A 15,929-nucleotide genomic window follows, 5' to 3' on the forward strand; every position below is an offset into this window, starting at 1 on the left:
TCGCTCCTACAGTTGATCCGGGTATGCCTGCAAGAGATTGGTCGGCTGACAGGCCGTCATCGCGGGCAAGCCCGCTCCCACAGGTATCGAGTGCATCTGCAAGATTTCGGTCGGCTGGCAGGCCGCTATCGCGAGCAGGCTCGCTCCTACAGTTGATCCGGGTATGCCTGCAAGAGATTGGTCGGCTGGCAGGCCGTCATCGCGGGCAAGCCCGCTCCCACAGGTATCGAGTGCATCTGCAAGATTTCGGTCGGCTGGCAGGCCGCTATCGCGAGCAGGCTCGCTCCTACAGTTGATCCGGGTATGCCTGCAAGAGATTGGTCGGCTGGCAGGCCGTCATCGCGGGCAAGCCCGCACAGGTATCGAGTGCATCTGCAAGATTTCGGTCGGCTGGCAGGCCGCTATCGCGAGCAGGCTCGCTCCTACAGTTGATCCGGGTATGCCTGCAAGAGATTGGTCGGCTGACAGGCCGTCATCGCGAGCAAGCCCGCACAGGTATCGAGTGCATCTGCAAGATTTCGGTCGGCTGGCAGGCCGCTATCGCGAGCAGGCTCGCTCCTACAGTTGATCCGGGTATGCCTGCAAGAGATTGGTCGGCTGACAGGCCGTCATCGCGAGCAAGCTCGCTCCCACAGGTATCGAGTGCATCTGCAAGATTTCGGTCGACTGGCAGGCCGCCTTCGAAAGCAAACTCACTCCCAAGGTTCAAGGCTGCAATGCCTGGGGCGCGGTGGACGGGTCTTTCGGCGGCCCGCCGGTATCTTCGAGGGAGACTTTCTCGGCCACGAACTGCCAGTCCTTATAGCTGGCCATGCCCTTGAAGTCCGCCCACTGGCTGGGAAAGTTATCTTGCTTGAGCGGCTTCTGCTCGGACGGGCAGTACACACCGCTGATCCGCCCATCGAAATCGCGCATCAGCTCCCACTCGCCCCCCGTCATCGGCTCCGGGTACAACTGCCGCAGATGGTGCCTGGCCGTCGGGAAACGCTCGTCCTGCAACAGGTCCTTGAGTTCTTTCGGGTACTGGGCCATACCGGGCGAACTGTGGTAATAGCTGCGCAACGCCTGGGCATATTGCGTACCGACCCAGAGCAACTGGTTTTCGCGATCGCGGCGCGAAGCGGTGGCCCACAACTCGCCGGCACTGGCCAAGCCCATGCCTATCACGACGATCAGAAACAGCACACCCAGGTAGGTAAAGCCGTCCTGGCTGGAAGGTTTACCACTCGGAATACAGGCTGCCATCACGCGCCCTCCCGCCGGCCCCACTCTTGATATCGGCCACCCCGCCCGCCACGCCATCCGGTGGCGCGACTATGATCCAGGTATCCTTGCGCTCGGAAATCGGGTCCAGCGGCTGGTTACGCAAGTAGCGCAGTTCGACCAGTTGTTCGATGGAATCGGGATAACGCCCGGTGTCCCCGTAATAGTGATCCAGTGCCTCGCGCATGGACGACAGGCTCTGGTGCAAGGTGGTCTCCCTGGAAGACTCCAGGCTGCTGAAGTAGCGTGGCAAGGCGATTGTCATCAGGGTCGCGATGATCGCCATGACCACCATCAGTTCAATCAGGGTAAAACCCTTGTGCCGACGCATAGGCTCACCACTCTCGGTAGGCGATACCGTTGAGACCCTTGCCCCGGGCCTTGGAGTAAACGTCAAAGACGTCCTGGCCCTCGCGCGGGTTCTCAGCCGAACTGTCATAGGAACGCAGGCCCCAGCCGCCTTCGTCGTCACGCTTGACGGTTGCCAGCGGGTCATGGGGGATGCGTCGCAGGAAGTAGAACTTGGCGCCCTTGGGGCTGCGCACGTCACGCACCCCCTCCACCAGCACTTGCAGGTTCGGCGGGTAGCCGCTGCTGTCGAGCGACTTCTCGATGTAGCCCGCGTCGAAGGCCTGTTTGTAAGCGTCGATGGCATCGCGGATCTGGTACAGCGCAGTCCGCAGGTCCTGCTCTTTGCCCCGGCGCACCACGGTCTCGGTCAGCGGTGCGGCCATGCCGGCCAGCAGGCCGACCAGGGCGAGCGTCACCACGACTTCGACCAGGGTAAAACCGCGTTGCGAGACGTTCATGATCAAGGCTTCCCAACGGTAACGGTGGTGGCGATCGGGGCGTTCATGGGGTTGGTCTGAACCGCCGTGTTCATCGAACGGTCCGGTGCCTGGATGTGCATGCTGGTTTCGGTACCGGTCTGGAATTCCATGTCCGACGGGCTCTGGTACGGCAGGTTGCGCACGATCCGAGGGGTGATCGACAGCACCAGTTCGGATTTGATGACGTCGTCCCTGTTGCTGCCGAACAGGCGACCCAGGCCGGGAATGTCGCCAAGGCCGGGAATCTTGTTGCCGGTAGCGCCGTGGTCGTCGCGCACGAGCCCTGCGAGAATCTGGGTTTCGCCGTCATGCAGACGCAAGGTGGTCTGGGCGTTGCGGGTATCGACCTGGACCGGAATGGTGCCCTGAGCGGTCGGCGTCAGCGGCGTGGCGTTACTGACTTCCAGCGCGATCTTGATCGCCACTTCGTTGTTCAGGTGCACGATGGGCTGCACTTCGAGCTTCAGACCGACGTCGAGGTAGGTCACGCTTTCGGTGATCACCGGGCCCTGGGTCGAAGGCACCGAGGTGGCGCTGATGATCGGCACGCGCTGACCGATGTGGATGCGCGCCTGTTCGCGGTTGCTGACCCGAATCACGGGGCTGGCCAGGGTATTGATGTCCTTGTCCTGGGCATTGATCTTGGCCTGGGGCGATGGCGAGATTGTGATGCGGCCGGAGTTGATGCCCTTGAGCTGATCGAGAAGCGTCACCGCCGACCCGTCGCTATTGACCACGCCGAAGGTGTTGGGCCATTGCAGGCCAAGGTCGAGGATGCGTTGGCGGGCGACTTCCATCACTTCCACTTCCAGCACCACTTCCGGATTGGACTGATCCTGCGATTGCAGGAGTTTTTCCGCCATGCGCACCGCGTCACCGGTATCGCGCATGGTCAGGGTGTTGAGACGTTCATCGACGAACACGTCACGGGTCTTGAGCATGGTCTTGATCATGTTCAGCGCCGTGTTGGCATCGATGCTGGTCAGGTAGAAGGTGCGCATCACCAGCTCCTGGTAATCCTTGATCTTCTGCGGCGAGTCCGGGTAGATCAGCACAGTGTTTTCATTCACCACTTTCTGATGCAGCTGGTTCTGTTGCAGCAGCAGTTCCACGGCGTCTTCGATACGCACGTCACGTACGAAGATCGTGGCTTTCATGTCCGGGCGCAGGTCCTTGTCGAAGATGAAGTTCAGGCCGGCGACCTGGGACAGCACCTCGAAAATGGTCTTGAGGTTGGCATCGCGAAACTCCAGGGTCACCGGCCGGTCAAGGCGCGTACGCAGTTGCGGGTACTGCACCACGTTGCGGCTCTGCACCAGGCGAATGCTGTCTTGCAGTTCCAGGGCGCCGTCGTTCTTCGGGTCCAGTTCGAGAATCTGTTTGACCTGGCGGTCGGCACCGTAGATGTCACCGCGACGCAGGTCGCTACGGGCCAGTTCGAGTTTCTCATCCATGCTGCGCAGGTAGTCCAGCTGGCGCAGGGAATCCTGGGCACGACGGTTGTTCGGTTCGATGTTCAAGACCCGGCTGTAAGTCATGCGGGCCCCGGCGAAATTACGTTGGGCCCGGTCCATGTCGGCCTGGGAGAGCAACGACGTCACGGCGAGGGCCCGTCCGCTGTTGAGAGCCATGTGCAGTTCGGTATCGCGAGGGTTTTCTCGCAATCCCTCTTCGATGCGCGCCAGACCGGCTTCGTACTGGCCCGATTCGATCAGGGCCGAAGCTTCATCTCTGGCAACCTGCGCCGAACTGCATGCGGCCAGCCCTGCGCACAGAAAAAGGCTCATCAGCAAACGGGATTTGTTCATTCCGTACTCCCCACAGACAAGGTCTGCGCCAAACGCAAAGGCAGGTAGACCAGGCTCAGTTCCTTATCGGAAATCCGCTCGATCCGCCAGGTTTCGTCGATGACATCCCCTTTGCGCACGACGTATATTTTTTCGCCGCTCTGCAGGAACACCTGCAGATCGGATCGATCATGCAGCCTGCCGACAAACTGGAAGGGCAACGGTGGCGCAGTGGGGACTTGCACCACCGGCGTAACGACTACCGGTTGTTCAGTGACGGTGCCGGGGGCCGGCTCCGCTTTCCAGCTGCGGGCGGCGAACAGGTCGCCTGCCGGGCTCAGGTCCTTGATCGGCGCCAGCGCAGCGGTGCTCGATGCAGCCGTCGATGCGCCAGGGGTCTTGCCCTTGGCTGGCATCGCCACGGTGGCCACCGCAGGGTCGCTGTCATCGGTCTGACCGAAGAATGCGGGGAGCCAGGCGAACGCTGCCGCTACACCGAAGAACGCCACCCAACCCACCACTCGCTTGGTATTCATCATGACCTCGACAGGTAAAGGGTCATGCGAATCCGCCCGGTCAGGTCGGTTTCGGCGATATTCTTGCGCGAAAGCTCCACATCCTCGAGTACCACCGCCGGCAACTGGCCGAGCAAGGCGTGCAGGAATCGCCGCAGTTGCGGATAGCTGCCACGTACCGGCAGCAGAATCTGATAACGGGCCAGGTGGGTCTTGGGGTCCACGCCCAGGGAATATTCACCCCGGGACAAGGTGATGTGTTCCTGGGCGGCCATGGCGTAGATCTTGTCGATGGCCACGGTGGCCTGGGGCTGGGACGGCAACTTACTGCGGAAATCGTCGAGCTGGCGCTGGGGCACCACCGGCGCGGCCACTGTGCCGTCTTCGACCCTGGCCAGGTACTCGGTGGCTTCGCGGGTCTGCTGGCTGAGGTTTTGCAGCGACTCCCAGTCCGGCAGCAACCCCACCAGGCCATAGCTCAGCGCCAGCACCAGCATGGTCATCCCTGCCAGACCCGGAACGCCCAGGCCTTGCAGGTATTCGTGGACGATCAATTTATGGATTTGCATCGCCGATCTCCCACGTAGCCGACAGGCTGAACTGCACCGGGTGTTCCGGCACGTTGGCGACAATTTCGTGGCTCAGCAGTGATACGTCGGACAGCTCGTCGCTGGCTTCGAGGCGGCGGTGGAAATCGAGCATGGCTTCCAGGTCCAGCGCCTCGGCGCTGATCCGCAGCTGGCCCTTGCGGGCGTCCGGGGTCAGGGTCAGCAGGGCAATGTTGTCTCGCGGCATGGCTTCGAGGGTGGCGAACAGACGCTCCCAAGGGCGGCGCAACTGTTGGGAGACCTTGCGCATTTCCGCCAGGTTCTGCGCCTGCTCGCGGATTTGCGCCGGGGTCAGGCTGAGCTTGCTGCCGGTATCGCCGGTGAGCACCCGCTGAGTAGTCTGCAGGTGGCCTTGCTGTTGTTCGGCCTCGTTGCTCAAGTGCTGTTGCACCAGCAGGCAGGTCAGTGTCAGCACCACGCCAGCGGCCAGCAGGCTCCAGCCCAGAGGGCCTGCACGGCGTCGCGGCTGAAAGTCGAGCATCAGGGGGCGCATGTCAGGCCACCGCCCGAGACATGAGGTACAGGCAATCGCGTACGGCTGTCCGGTCTTCTTCGAGGGTGCGCAACTGCACACCAGGCACGTCGGGTGGCGAATCGATGCGCGCCGGTGCATGCAGGTAGACATTCAACGGCCGTTCGCTGGTGGACGCCTGCAACTGGTGTTCACGACCGATCAGCGCGGTCAGCGCGGCATCGCTGTCGCTGCTGCCCACCGAGCGCACCGAAGTCCAGCGCCCTTCCCGGGCCAGCAGCAACACGCTGCGTACCGGTTCGGCGACCACGAACAGGAAGTCCCCGGCCTCAAAGCTTTTATCGAAATGGTTGAACGCCGTCATCAGGTACGGCTGCACCGAACGCAGGCGCAAACCGCGAGCGCTGACCAAGGCGCGCAGGCGTTCGAGCAAGTCCTGTGGCAGCGCGGTGGCGATGCGGTCGTAACCGGCGGGTTCGGCCGAGAGCACCAGGCTCCAGGGCTGCGTCGAGGCACCGTAGAGGTCTTCGAAACACAGTTGGGCGAAGCCCTGTAATTCGGCCGGGCTGCTGATCTGCTCACTCCAGGGCACCAGGCAATAGCGGCTGAAGTGCCCGGAAATCACCACGGTCAGTTCCGCCCTGGCAACGCTGTGATCGGCCAGCAAATGGTCGAGGGTATCGAGGGCCACCGCCCAGGCCTGGAAGCCTTCGTCGATGTAGCCGACGCTGCCCAGCCATTGGGTTGCAGCGCCTTGCCGTTGCCCCAGGCCAACACCGCTGGCGCCGAGCACGGCGACAAATTGCTCACGAGATAAAAGTGACACGATTGATCTCCTCGAGCGTCGTCCGGCCTTGCTCCACCATCTCCAGCGCCGACTCGCGCAACAGGCGCAAGCCACGTTTGCAGGCGTGCGCCTTGATTTTCGAAATGGGTTGGCGCTCGACGATCATTTGCCGCAATTCGTCGTCCAGGTGCAGCAGTTCGGCAATCGCACTACGCCCGCGATAACCGGTGCCCCGGCAATGCCCGCAACCCTTGCCGTGGACGAACTGGTAGTGAGCGACCTTTTGCCGATCCAGCCCCGAGACCTCCAGCTCTTCTTGCGTCGGGCTGTAAGGGCTGCTGCAACTGGTACAGACCAGTCGGATCAAACGCTGGGCCAGCACGGCATTGAGTGCCGAGACCAGGCTGTAGGGATCGATTTCCATCTGGGTGAAACGGCCGATCACGTCGAACACGTTGTTGGCGTGGATGGTGGTGAACACCAGGTGGCCGGTGAGCGCCGATTGCACGGCGATCTGTGCGGTGTCCGGGTCGCGGATTTCACCGACCATGATCTTGTCCGGGTCATGGCGCAGGATCGAGCGCAGGCCCCGGGCGAAGGTCAGGCCTTTCTTCTCGTTGACGGGGATTTGCAACACGCCCGGCAACTGGTACTCCACCGGGTCTTCAATGGTGATGATCTTGTCCACGCCATGGTTGATCTCGGTGATCATCGCGTACAGGGTGGTGGTCTTGCCGCTACCGGTCGGCCCGGTCACCAGCACCATGCCGTAGGGTTCGGCAGCCAGCCGGCGCAACTGGCGCAGGGTTTCTTCTTCAAAGCCCAGGGCCTGCAACTGCACGCCGCAGACCTTGTCCGCCAGGTCCTGTTTGTCGAGCACCCGCAGCACCGCGTCTTCCCCGAAAATACTCGGCATGATCGACACCCGGAAGTCGATCTGCCGGCCGCTGATGCCGATCTTGAAGCGGCCATCCTGGGGCACGCGTTTTTCGCCGATGTCCAGTTCGGCCATGACCTTGACCCGGGAAATCACCTGCTCGGCGAACTCGCTGCCCTGGATCTTGCTGATGTTGTTGAGCACACCGTCGATCCGGTATTTGATCACCAGGCCGCTGCCGGTGGTGCCGAGGTGGATGTCGCTGGCGTGCATTTTCAGCGCATCGTACAGGGTCGAGTTGACCAGTTTGACCACGACGCTGGAGTCTTCGCTGATGCTGGTCAGGGACAGGCTTTGCAGATTATCGATTTCGGCGCCGGCGTCGCTCTGGGCGTTGAGCGACTCCACCGCATGGAAACTTTCTTCGTGACGCGCCAGGTAGGCCTTCAGGTCATCGGCATGCACCAGGTACAGCGGCGCGCCTTGCAGGCATTCATCGATCCAGGCCAGGCGCGCACTGTCGAAGGGGTCGGCGAACACACCGATGACCGCATCGTTATGACGCAGCAGGATGAATTCGCGCTTGAGGCATTGGGCCAGGGTCACCCGGTCGAACACCGGGGTGGCATTGAACAGGCTGTCGGTGTCGAGCACCGGGTAGTGCAGGGTTACGCCGAGGCTTTGAATGAAAGGCATGGGAGCCAGATCGCACAGTCCCCCCAGGGCGTCCAGCATCCGCTCGCCGGAACGGGTGGCCAGGGCTCGGGCCTGGGCCAGTTGTTCACTGCTGAAACGAGTCGGTGCACATTCCGGTTGCGCCGGTTCTACGGCAAGGGATAGACGGTCCATGGCTTGCTCTCCAACGCCCGGGGCTTTGGGCCCTGTCGACGCGGCGAGCCATTTCGGCGGGAGCCGGAACGGCTTGTCGCGCCACTACTCCCCGGTGAGCAATTGTTCGTCGTCTGGCGCCATGGAGGCCGATGTACTTTTTCGGCGATCTGCCAGCACCCAGCTACCGTCGTACAACTGCAGCGGGAAACTCTCGGTCCTGCTCTGGCGTCGTTCGACAAAGCCTTCAGAAGTGCTCACCCCCGCTTTGGGTTCGCGCTTTACCCCTAGAAGATCAAGCACTGCACGGGCCAATTCCGCCAAAGGAAACGGCTTGAACAGGATATGGCTGACGCCCAGTTGCCGGGCCCGCTCGCAAACCTCTGCGGTTGGATGCCCTGTGATCAGCACGAAATGACACTTCCTGTTCTGGCGGACGACATCGAGCAGCTGAAAGCCTTCCATATCGGGCAAACGGTAATCGAACACCATCACATCGGGCGCGAAATCGCCAGCTTCAGCGATTCCCTGCGCACCGTCGTGGGCAATCCGGACTTCCAGTGCTTGCGCCTGCAGGTAACCCTGGAGGTTCTCCGCCAGCAACTGTTCGTCATCAACAACCAGTACTTTGTTTAACAAGGTGGACTCCTTGAAACCGCAGGTCCGGGTATTGAACCTGACGGAGTACGCGCCCTGACAGGACTAACGCACACTTCATGCCAGGCTGGGTGCCAGTAAATTTAGGTCTTCATGTCCTTGAATTTAAAAAACAATGCCTTTTCGTACCGCAATTCCATCCCCCAAAAACGGGGAAAGCGACCGGATTGGCACTGGATTTTTCCCCCCACTGTTGGGGAAACCCCCTATTGATCGTCAATCCGTTCGATTCGATTGCGCGAGCGCAATGGCGCCGACGCCCTCATGGCGATTAAGCGTACCCCTGCGGTTTCGACAGTGGAAGCGTCGGTACCGGACGGTATCGAGTTTCATGATCGGCCTCCGGTCAGGGTTTTGCGGCAATGGGTTTATAGGGTGCAACCAGATAGAAACGCTGGTCCGGCAGATCCACCGTGACGATATGGGCACCGCTCAAGCCCAGACGCCGGCCCGGACCAAAGCTCATCAGCGGCGTCAGCCCGGTATCGAAGTCATGCAGGCCCTCCAGGGCCCTGACCAGTTTCTCGCGACTGGCATCGCGCCCGGCCTGCTTCATGCCTTCGCTGAGCAGCATCATCGAACTGAACGCCCCCACTTGCAGCACCGCGTGCTGACCGCCGAGACCCTGATGTTCGCGCAACTGGGTCAAGGCCAGACGCCCGGCCAGGGTCCAGTCGCTGGGCACGAACGGAAAGGCCAGGAACACCCGCCGGGAAAATCCGCTGGGAACCTGCATCAGATTGCCTGCCACCTGGTTCGAGGCGGCGAACAGGTAAGGCACCTGTCCCGCCGTTTGCAAGCGCTCGGCCAGTCGACTGAAGCCGCTGCTGCTGCCCAGGTAGAACACCGAGCGCGACCCCAAGGGAAAGTCATCCCCCGCCGGGTCATAGGCTTGCAAGCGCACCTTTTGCCAGGCGTGCCCCTGCAAGTACCTGCCAAGTTCCTGCGCGGCCAGCCGTTGCCCGGGTTCGTCCGGGTAGGCGATCAGCGTCGGCCCCTGAAGCACCCGCAGGCTGGCACTGGCGTAGTCGGCCAGGGCGATCAATTGCTCTCGAAGGCCCGGCAACGGCTCGAATATCTGCGGGCTGGCGTGGGGCGTGCCCTGCAGGGACAGCGGCCCGATCAGGGGAATGCCGGCCTGTTCCAGACGCACGGCGAAGTTCACGTCCAATGCCGGTGCCAGCGGTGCGATCAGGGCAAACACCTGCTCTTCATCGATCAACCGGTCCAGCGCCTTTTCGGCACTGGCGCGATCGACGCCGGGGTCAAGGATGGTCAGGCGCAACTGCCGGCCATGAATTCCGCCCGCCTCGTTGATGCGCGCCACGCAGCCGTTGAGCACCGCCGCCACCGTGACGCCCTCCTCGCCCAATGGCCCGGAACCCGGCAACAACGTGCCCAGGTGCAGACTGTCGGGGGCCAGTCCCGGAACGCGGTCTTCGGCCAGGTGCTTGAGGTACGCCGTGAGGTTGCGTTGATCGGTCATCGACAACACGAACCGTGGCATCGTCGAATCGAGCCGATTGTTGCCCGGATCGCGCCCCTCCTGTACCGCCCGCGCCAGGGTGCTTTCGCTGTAGGCCGGATAACTGCGGCCGTTGACGTGCTGCTGGCCATGGCTGCTGGCCAGGCGCGACCAGCGCAGGTCCGGCGGTCGCACCTCGCCTTCCACGCGTCCGAGGCCATCTTCGCCATGACAACCGGCGCACGGCAGGCGGGTGGCCGGCAGCATGCCCGCTGCGCCGACCCGGACCATGACCGGTTCGCCGCTGGCCGACACGCCTTCGTGGTACAGCCGTTTACCGGCACTTTCGCTGAGGCTCAGCGGCAGTGCCTGGGCGGTGAGCACGATGCCGCCGAAGAGCAGCAGGCCAAGGACCAGGGCAGTATTCATGGCCGTGGCTCAGCGGCCGGCCACGGGCATTGCCAACCCCATACAAGGTCCATTTGCACCTTGTCGTCGGTAAGAAAAAACCAGTGGGGCCCATTGATGCCCTGTTTCAAGGTGCAAGCCTTGAGTACCGCCGCAGGGTTGCGCAGCGGATCACTGGTAAGGGAGATAAAGGTGCTGCCGTTCCGGTGGAACCCATCGATGGCGCTCATGGCTGATGCTCCATGGCGATGGCGGTGTGCTTGGCGTGGGCGTTGCGTTCACCCCTGAGCCTCTCGACGGCCCGGGCCAGCTCCGTCGGGTCGGTGAGGCCGTAGTAGCGGGTCCAGATACGGTTGTTGCCGTCCCCCACCAGAATCAGCGGCGAGTGGTTCTCGAAGCCACCGCTGTAGGCGCCCAGTCCCTTGAGGGTGGCATCGACCGACTGTGGCGAACCGGTCAGCCAGCTCCAGCCCGGCCCTTTCTGGAAGGTGCGGGCGTAGTCGTTCAGGCGTTGGGGATCATCACGCTGCGGGTCGATGCTGATCGACACCAGTTGCACCTCGGTGCCGACCCGTGCGCCCAACTGTTTTTGCACCCGGCCCATGATCGAGGACACCACCGGGCAGACCGTGGTGCAGTTGGTGTAGATGAAACCCATGACCACGATCTTGTTGCCCACCAGGTCTTTTTCCAGGCTGACGACCTTGCCGTTCTGGTCCAGCAGGGCCACATCGGCAAACCTGATCCGGGCAGTCTCCGGGCTGGCGGTGTTGGTCGTCATGTCGTGCCCGGTGTGCTCGTCCATCGAGTGAGCCAGCGCCTGGTCGATACCGAAGGCCAACAGGCAGAACGTCAGCAGGCCGCGATGCGCGAATCGGTCCATGTCAGTTTCCTCTTGGTGGTGTATCGCCACTTCTCGACAAATCGACCGGAGCAATCCGCATGCCACAATAAAATACGTTATTAATCAGCTTGTTATAGTCACGACTGGATAGATCGGGGGGATATTCCCCACCCAGTCCCCCCACTTTTTCGCCGGGGCCACCATTCCCCACTATTGGGGAAAATTCCCCGGGCTTTCGATCACAGCGGCGAATCCGCGGGCAGCCCCTGCAAACGCCGATACTGGTTCAGCACGCTGGGCACATAACGCTGGGTTTCGGCGAACGGCGGGACCACGTTGCCCCGGCTGAGCACCGCTTGCGGGCCGGCGTTATAGGCCGCCACGGCGAGGCGGATATCGTTGTCGAACATCGTCATCAGGCGCTTGAGATAGCGGGCGCCGCCCTGGATGTTGGCCTTGGGGTCGTAAACATTGGTCACACCCATTTCGCGGGCGGTGGCGGGCATCAACTGCATCAGCCCGCGAGCGCCCTTGGGTGAGGTGGCGCGGGCGTTGTAGCGCGATTCGGTCTTGATCACTGCGTGAATCAGCGCCGCCGGCAGTTCGTTGGCCGTGGCCGCCGCCGCCACCAGCTCGGCATAGGGTTGCGCGGCGATCATCTGCGGTTGCTGATCGAGGCTGACCACCGCCGCATCGGGCTCACGAATCACCCGTTCATAGTGGCGTCCGGGGCGGTGGACATTGGACAGAACGTAGCTGCCATTGGCGTCCACGGAAACAAAAACATCGGCCTGTGCGGCGCCTGCCAGCACAAGAAGACCCAGCAATCCGGTGGTGAGTGTTTTCATTGTTATACCTCCCCTTCCGGCCCCGAAAATTGGGGGTATTGCCCCAATGGCCAGTCGTGCACCAGCCATACGCAAGCACTGTGCCGTAAGCGAAAAGGCCCGTAGTACGGGGGAGTCGCCAGGATCAGCAATCGTGAGCATGGCAATTGCATGGAGTTATCTGGCTACTCTGCTGCCGACTGTGTGAGGTCATCATGAATCAGCGACTGCGTTATGCCAGGCGAACCCAAAGCGGGTTCACCTTGCTCGAACTGTTGGTGGTGCTGGTGGTACTGGGGTTGTTGGCCGGCCTCGTGGCGCCGAAGTATTTCGCCCAACTTGGCCGTTCCGAAGTGAAAGTGGCCAAGGCGCAAATAGAAGGCTTGAGCAAAGCCCTGGACCTTTACCGCCTGGAGGTCGGCCATTACCCATCGACCGAACAGGGTTTGCAGGCACTGGTCACCGCCCCCGCCGACGAACCGCGCTGGACCGGCCCGTACCTGCAGAAAAAGCTCCCGCAAGACCCCTGGGGCCGCAACTACAGCTATCGCTATCCCGGTGAAAACAGCGAGTACGACCTGTTGTCCATGGGCAAGGACGGGCAGCCCGGTGGCGAAGGCGAGAACGCCGAAGTCACCAACTGGAACTGACGGGAATGGCGACCATGCGCTTTCATCTCAAGGCCGTCGGCAAAGCCGGTGTGGTCTCGATGACCGTCGAGGCACCGGGGCACAGCGAAGCCAGGCGCATCGCCGAGGACCAGGGCCTGCGGGTGGTCAGCCTGCACGCCGAGCGACATTGGCGCGCGTTGCGCCTGCACAGGCGCGAGACGTTCAACCTGGTGTTGTTCAGCCAGGAACTGACCACCTTGCTCAATGCCGGCCTGCCGTTGATCGATGCGCTGGAAAGCCTGGCGGAAAAGGAAAACGCGCCACAGGCCCGCAAAACTTTGAATGAACTGGTCCGCCTGCTGTACGAGGGCAAATCGTTTTCCCAGGCCCTGAGCCAGCTGGCGGCGGTTTTCCCGCCGCTGTATGTAGCGCTCGTGCAGTCCAGCGAGAAGACTGGCGCCGTGGGCGATGCCCTGGGCCGCTATGTGAGCTATCGCCAGCGCATGGACGAGGTTCGCCAGAAGATCATCAGCGCTTCGATCTACCCCTTGCTGTTGCTGGTGGTGGGCGGTGGCGTGGTTTTGTTTTTGATGGGGTATGTCGTACCGCGCTTCAGCCTGGTGTTTGAAGGGCTGGGGTCGAACCTGCCATGGATGTCGCAGATCCTGATGAGCAGCGGCATGTTCCTGCACACTCACCAGGGTGAATTCTTCGGTGGCTTGCTGGCCATCATCGTCGCCCTCACCCTGCTCCAGCGCCAACCGGCCTTTCGTCGGGGGCTGGACCGCCTGATCGAAAAACTCCCCGCGGTGCACCAGCGCATCTTCATGTATGAGCTGGCGCGCTTCTACCGTTCGCTGGGGATTCTGCTGCAAGGCGGCATCCCCCTGGTCACCGCCATGGGCATGGTCCGTGGCCTGCTCAGCGTCGCCTCCCGCACGCGCCTGGACCAGGCCTGCGACCGGGTGCGCGAGGGGCAATCACTCTCTGCCGCGCTGGAACTCAATCACCTGGTGACCCCAGTGTCCCTGCGCCTGCTGCGCGCCGGCGAACAGTCCGGCAACCTCGGGCAGATGATGGAGCGCAGCGCCGACTTCTACGACGAAGAAATCAGCCGCTGGATCGAATGGTTCGTACGGCTGTTCGAACCCTTGCTCATGACCTTCATCGGCCTGTTGATCGGGGTGATCGTGATCCTGATGTACATCCCGATTTTCGAGTTGGCCTCGAGCATTCACTGACCCTCTGAAACAGGGCCTGCTATACGTCGCTTTTTCAACGTTCCAGCCGAATAAATCGGTTCGCTGAACTGTTCATCAAGTTCCTGCGGGGAAAAAAGCAGCACATTGCAATATTCATCAACGTTCCAATCTGAATAAAAAGACGGAGAACGACATGCTCATCAATAAGCTTTTACTGGCAGTAGCTATTGGCGCGGTTCTGTCGGCGTCTACCGTGTTGATTCCGGACAGCCTGTCCGGAGTTTCCAGTGCTCAGGCCAAGGATGGGGGTAGTGGCGGCGGTGGTGGTGGAAGTGGTGGTGGCGGCGGCAGTGGAGGCGGCGGCGGTGGTAGCGGTGGTGGCGGCGGCAGTGGTGGCGGCAGTGGAGGCGGCAGCGGTGGTGGTGGCGGTGGTGGTGGCGGTAGTCACGGTGGAAGCGGCAGTGGTGGCAACAGCGGCAGCGGCCACAGTGGCGACCATGGCAGCAACAGTGGCCACGGCAGTGCCAACAGCGGTTCGAGCCACTCCGGATCGACCTCGTCCTCAGGACGCAGCGGCACCCATGATGAACCCGGGGATGACCATGGCGTCCATGCCAATGGTGAGCCTGGCGATGACCGTGGCGTTCATGCCAATGGCGAGCCCGGCGATGACCGTGGCGTCCATGCCAATGGCGAGCCCGGCGATGACCGTGGCGTCCATGCCAATGGTGAGCCTGGCGATGACCGTGGCGTTCATGCCGAGCCCGGTGATGACAAAAGGAGCTGATTTACACTGACTCCCACACAACACAAAACCCTGTGGGAGCGAGCTTGCTCGCGATGGCGGAGTGTCAGGCAACAGAAATATTGCATGACCGAATGTCATCGCGAGCAAGCTCGCTCCCACAGTGGTCAATGTACGTCAGACAATCCACCGCTCTACAACCCACCCTCAGACTGATCCAGTTCCTCGCGCAAGAACTCAACCAGCGCCTGCACCGGCCGCGAACTCTGCCGGTGTTGCGGATAGACCGCCGATAACGTCAACGGCTCCGGCCGCAAATCCTCCAGCACCTCCACCAGCCGTCCATCCTTGAGTGCCGAGCCGACAATGAACGTCGGCAAATACGTAATCCCCAACCCGGCGATCGCCGCGTCCTTGAGCACCTCGCCGTTGTTGACCCGCATCCGCCCGGTGACGTTGGCAGTCAGCGGCTTGCCCTGCCCCGCAAACCGCCATTGCACCTGGCGACCATGGCCGTACGGCAGGCAGTCGTGACCGTGCAAGTCTTCAGGCTTGAGCGGTGTGCCACGCTCGGTCAGGTACGCGGGGCTTGCGCAGTACACCCGTTCAATGGAGGCAATGCGGCGGGCGATCAGTGTCGAGTCTTCCAGTGTGCCGATGCGCAGCGCCAGGTCGTAGCCCTCACCGAGCAAATCCACGGGACGATCGCTCAAATCCATCTCCACCGTCACGTCGCGATAGCGCTGCAAAAACACCGGCAACAGGCAGCCCAGATGCGCCAGTGCGAACGACAGCGGCGCACTCACGCGAATGGTCCCCCGTGGTTCGGTGGTCTGGCCGGCAATGCCCTGCTCCACCTGCTCGACTTCGCTGAGCAGGCGCAAGGCTGACTCGTAATAGCTCTGCCCCAGCGGCGTGACGTCCAGGCGCCGGGTCGAGCGATTGAGCAAGCGCACGCCCAGACGCTCTTCGAGTTGCATCAAGCGGCGGCTGACAAACTGCTTGGACAGCCCCAGTTGATCGGCGGCCGCCGTGAAGCTGCCGGAGTCCATGACCTGGCAAAAAATACGCATATCTTCGAAGGGGTTCATTGTCACTTCCCGGTTGACAGTCAAACACTTTATAGCCGCTTTTTCCCTTCCAGGCATCCTATTAATCTGTGTTCAGGGTGTTGCTCAAGCCTGAACCACAGAGCTGGCAGCG

Annotated in this window: 18 protein-coding genes; 3 read left to right on the forward strand and 15 right to left on the reverse strand. The window is 62.0% G+C overall.

Annotated features, from left to right (window positions below; genetic code table 11):
* Positions 1 to 705: 705 nt before the first annotated feature.
* From AC3ITA_RS17605 to AC3ITA_RS17670, 14 genes are all read right to left on the reverse strand, one after another.
* Positions 706 to 1,245, reverse strand: coding sequence for a type II secretion system protein (locus tag AC3ITA_RS17605; protein ID WP_095942868.1), 540 nt, complete (start codon positions 1,243 to 1,245; stop codon positions 706 to 708).
* Complete coding sequence (locus AC3ITA_RS17610) at positions 1,220 to 1,594, reverse strand: type II secretion system protein (RefSeq protein WP_489278061.1); 375 nt, start codon at positions 1,592 to 1,594, stop codon at positions 1,220 to 1,222. Before AC3ITA_RS17610 ends, AC3ITA_RS17605 begins: the two co-directional genes overlap by 26 nt.
* Positions 1,595 to 1,598: 4 nt before the next feature.
* Positions 1,599 to 2,072, reverse strand: coding sequence for a type II secretion system protein (locus AC3ITA_RS17615; RefSeq protein WP_095942866.1), 474 nt, complete (start codon positions 2,070 to 2,072; stop codon positions 1,599 to 1,601).
* A 2-nt stretch (positions 2,073 to 2,074) separates the two neighbouring features.
* On the reverse strand, positions 2,075 to 3,901 hold the full coding sequence (locus AC3ITA_RS17620; protein ID WP_095942865.1) for a secretin N-terminal domain-containing protein: 1,827 nt from the start codon (positions 3,899 to 3,901) through the stop codon (positions 2,075 to 2,077).
* On the reverse strand, positions 3,898 to 4,416 hold the full coding sequence (locus AC3ITA_RS17625) for a hypothetical protein (RefSeq protein ID WP_489278063.1): 519 nt from the start codon (positions 4,414 to 4,416) through the stop codon (positions 3,898 to 3,900). The genes AC3ITA_RS17620 and AC3ITA_RS17625 overlap by 4 nt, the downstream gene beginning before the upstream one ends.
* A complete protein-coding gene (locus tag AC3ITA_RS17630; protein WP_095942863.1) occupies positions 4,416 to 4,964 on the reverse strand; it encodes a type IV pilus inner membrane component PilO in 549 nt (182 codons plus the stop codon). The genes AC3ITA_RS17625 and AC3ITA_RS17630 overlap by 1 nt, the downstream gene beginning before the upstream one ends.
* Positions 4,951 to 5,496, reverse strand: coding sequence for a PilN domain-containing protein (locus AC3ITA_RS17635; RefSeq protein ID WP_095942862.1), 546 nt, complete (start codon positions 5,494 to 5,496; stop codon positions 4,951 to 4,953). The genes AC3ITA_RS17630 and AC3ITA_RS17635 overlap by 14 nt, the downstream gene beginning before the upstream one ends.
* Position 5,497: 1 nt before the next feature.
* Entirely contained in the window at positions 5,498 to 6,301 is an 804-nt protein-coding gene (locus AC3ITA_RS17640; RefSeq protein ID WP_095942861.1) for a hypothetical protein, read from the reverse strand.
* On the reverse strand, positions 6,282 to 7,988 hold the full coding sequence (locus tag AC3ITA_RS17645) for a GspE/PulE family protein (protein WP_095942860.1): 1,707 nt from the start codon (positions 7,986 to 7,988) through the stop codon (positions 6,282 to 6,284). The genes AC3ITA_RS17640 and AC3ITA_RS17645 overlap by 20 nt, the downstream gene beginning before the upstream one ends.
* Before the next feature lie 84 nt (positions 7,989 to 8,072).
* The gene (locus AC3ITA_RS17650) at positions 8,073 to 8,606 is read right to left on the reverse strand and encodes a response regulator (RefSeq protein WP_489278067.1); all 534 of its coding nucleotides are present in this window, start codon (positions 8,604 to 8,606) and stop codon (positions 8,073 to 8,075) included.
* Positions 8,607 to 8,970: 364 nt separating this feature from the next.
* Positions 8,971 to 10,518 carry a cytochrome c/ABC transporter substrate-binding protein gene (locus AC3ITA_RS17655; protein ID WP_489278068.1) on the reverse strand — a complete coding sequence of 516 codons (1,548 nt, stop codon included), beginning with the start codon at positions 10,516 to 10,518 and terminating at the stop codon, positions 8,971 to 8,973.
* The gene (locus AC3ITA_RS17660) at positions 10,515 to 10,727 is read right to left on the reverse strand and encodes a thioredoxin domain-containing protein (protein ID WP_224790055.1); all 213 of its coding nucleotides are present in this window, start codon (positions 10,725 to 10,727) and stop codon (positions 10,515 to 10,517) included. Before AC3ITA_RS17660 ends, AC3ITA_RS17655 begins: the two co-directional genes overlap by 4 nt.
* Positions 10,724 to 11,380, reverse strand: coding sequence for an SCO family protein (locus AC3ITA_RS17665; RefSeq protein ID WP_150674202.1), 657 nt, complete (start codon positions 11,378 to 11,380; stop codon positions 10,724 to 10,726). The genes AC3ITA_RS17660 and AC3ITA_RS17665 overlap by 4 nt, the downstream gene beginning before the upstream one ends.
* Before the next feature lie 200 nt (positions 11,381 to 11,580).
* The gene (locus tag AC3ITA_RS17670) at positions 11,581 to 12,189 is read right to left on the reverse strand and encodes a lytic transglycosylase domain-containing protein (RefSeq protein ID WP_095942856.1); all 609 of its coding nucleotides are present in this window, start codon (positions 12,187 to 12,189) and stop codon (positions 11,581 to 11,583) included.
* Positions 12,190 to 12,383: 194 nt separating this feature from the next.
* On the opposite strand from AC3ITA_RS17670, the gene gspG reads away from it, so the two are divergent.
* The 3 genes from gspG to AC3ITA_RS17685 all read left to right on the forward strand — a co-directional run bounded on the left by gspG (position 12,384) and on the right by AC3ITA_RS17685 (position 14,768).
* Positions 12,384 to 12,818, forward strand: coding sequence for a type II secretion system major pseudopilin GspG (gspG, locus tag AC3ITA_RS17675; RefSeq protein WP_095942855.1), 435 nt, complete (start codon positions 12,384 to 12,386; stop codon positions 12,816 to 12,818).
* A 14-nt stretch (positions 12,819 to 12,832) separates the two neighbouring features.
* On the forward strand, positions 12,833 to 14,020 hold the full coding sequence (locus AC3ITA_RS17680) for a type II secretion system F family protein (RefSeq protein WP_095942945.1): 1,188 nt from the start codon (positions 12,833 to 12,835) through the stop codon (positions 14,018 to 14,020).
* A 154-nt stretch (positions 14,021 to 14,174) separates the two neighbouring features.
* Positions 14,175 to 14,768, forward strand: coding sequence for a hypothetical protein (locus AC3ITA_RS17685; RefSeq protein WP_489278071.1), 594 nt, complete (start codon positions 14,175 to 14,177; stop codon positions 14,766 to 14,768).
* Between the two features lie 152 nt (positions 14,769 to 14,920).
* Here AC3ITA_RS17685 and AC3ITA_RS17690 read toward each other — a convergent pair whose 3' ends face one another.
* Positions 14,921 to 15,817: a LysR family transcriptional regulator gene (locus AC3ITA_RS17690; RefSeq protein ID WP_095942853.1), complete on the reverse strand. Its 897-nt coding sequence runs from the start codon at positions 15,815 to 15,817 to the stop codon at positions 14,921 to 14,923.
* Positions 15,818 to 15,929: the final 112 nt, after the last annotated feature.

Source organism: Pseudomonas sp. GL_090, assembly GCF_057837765.1.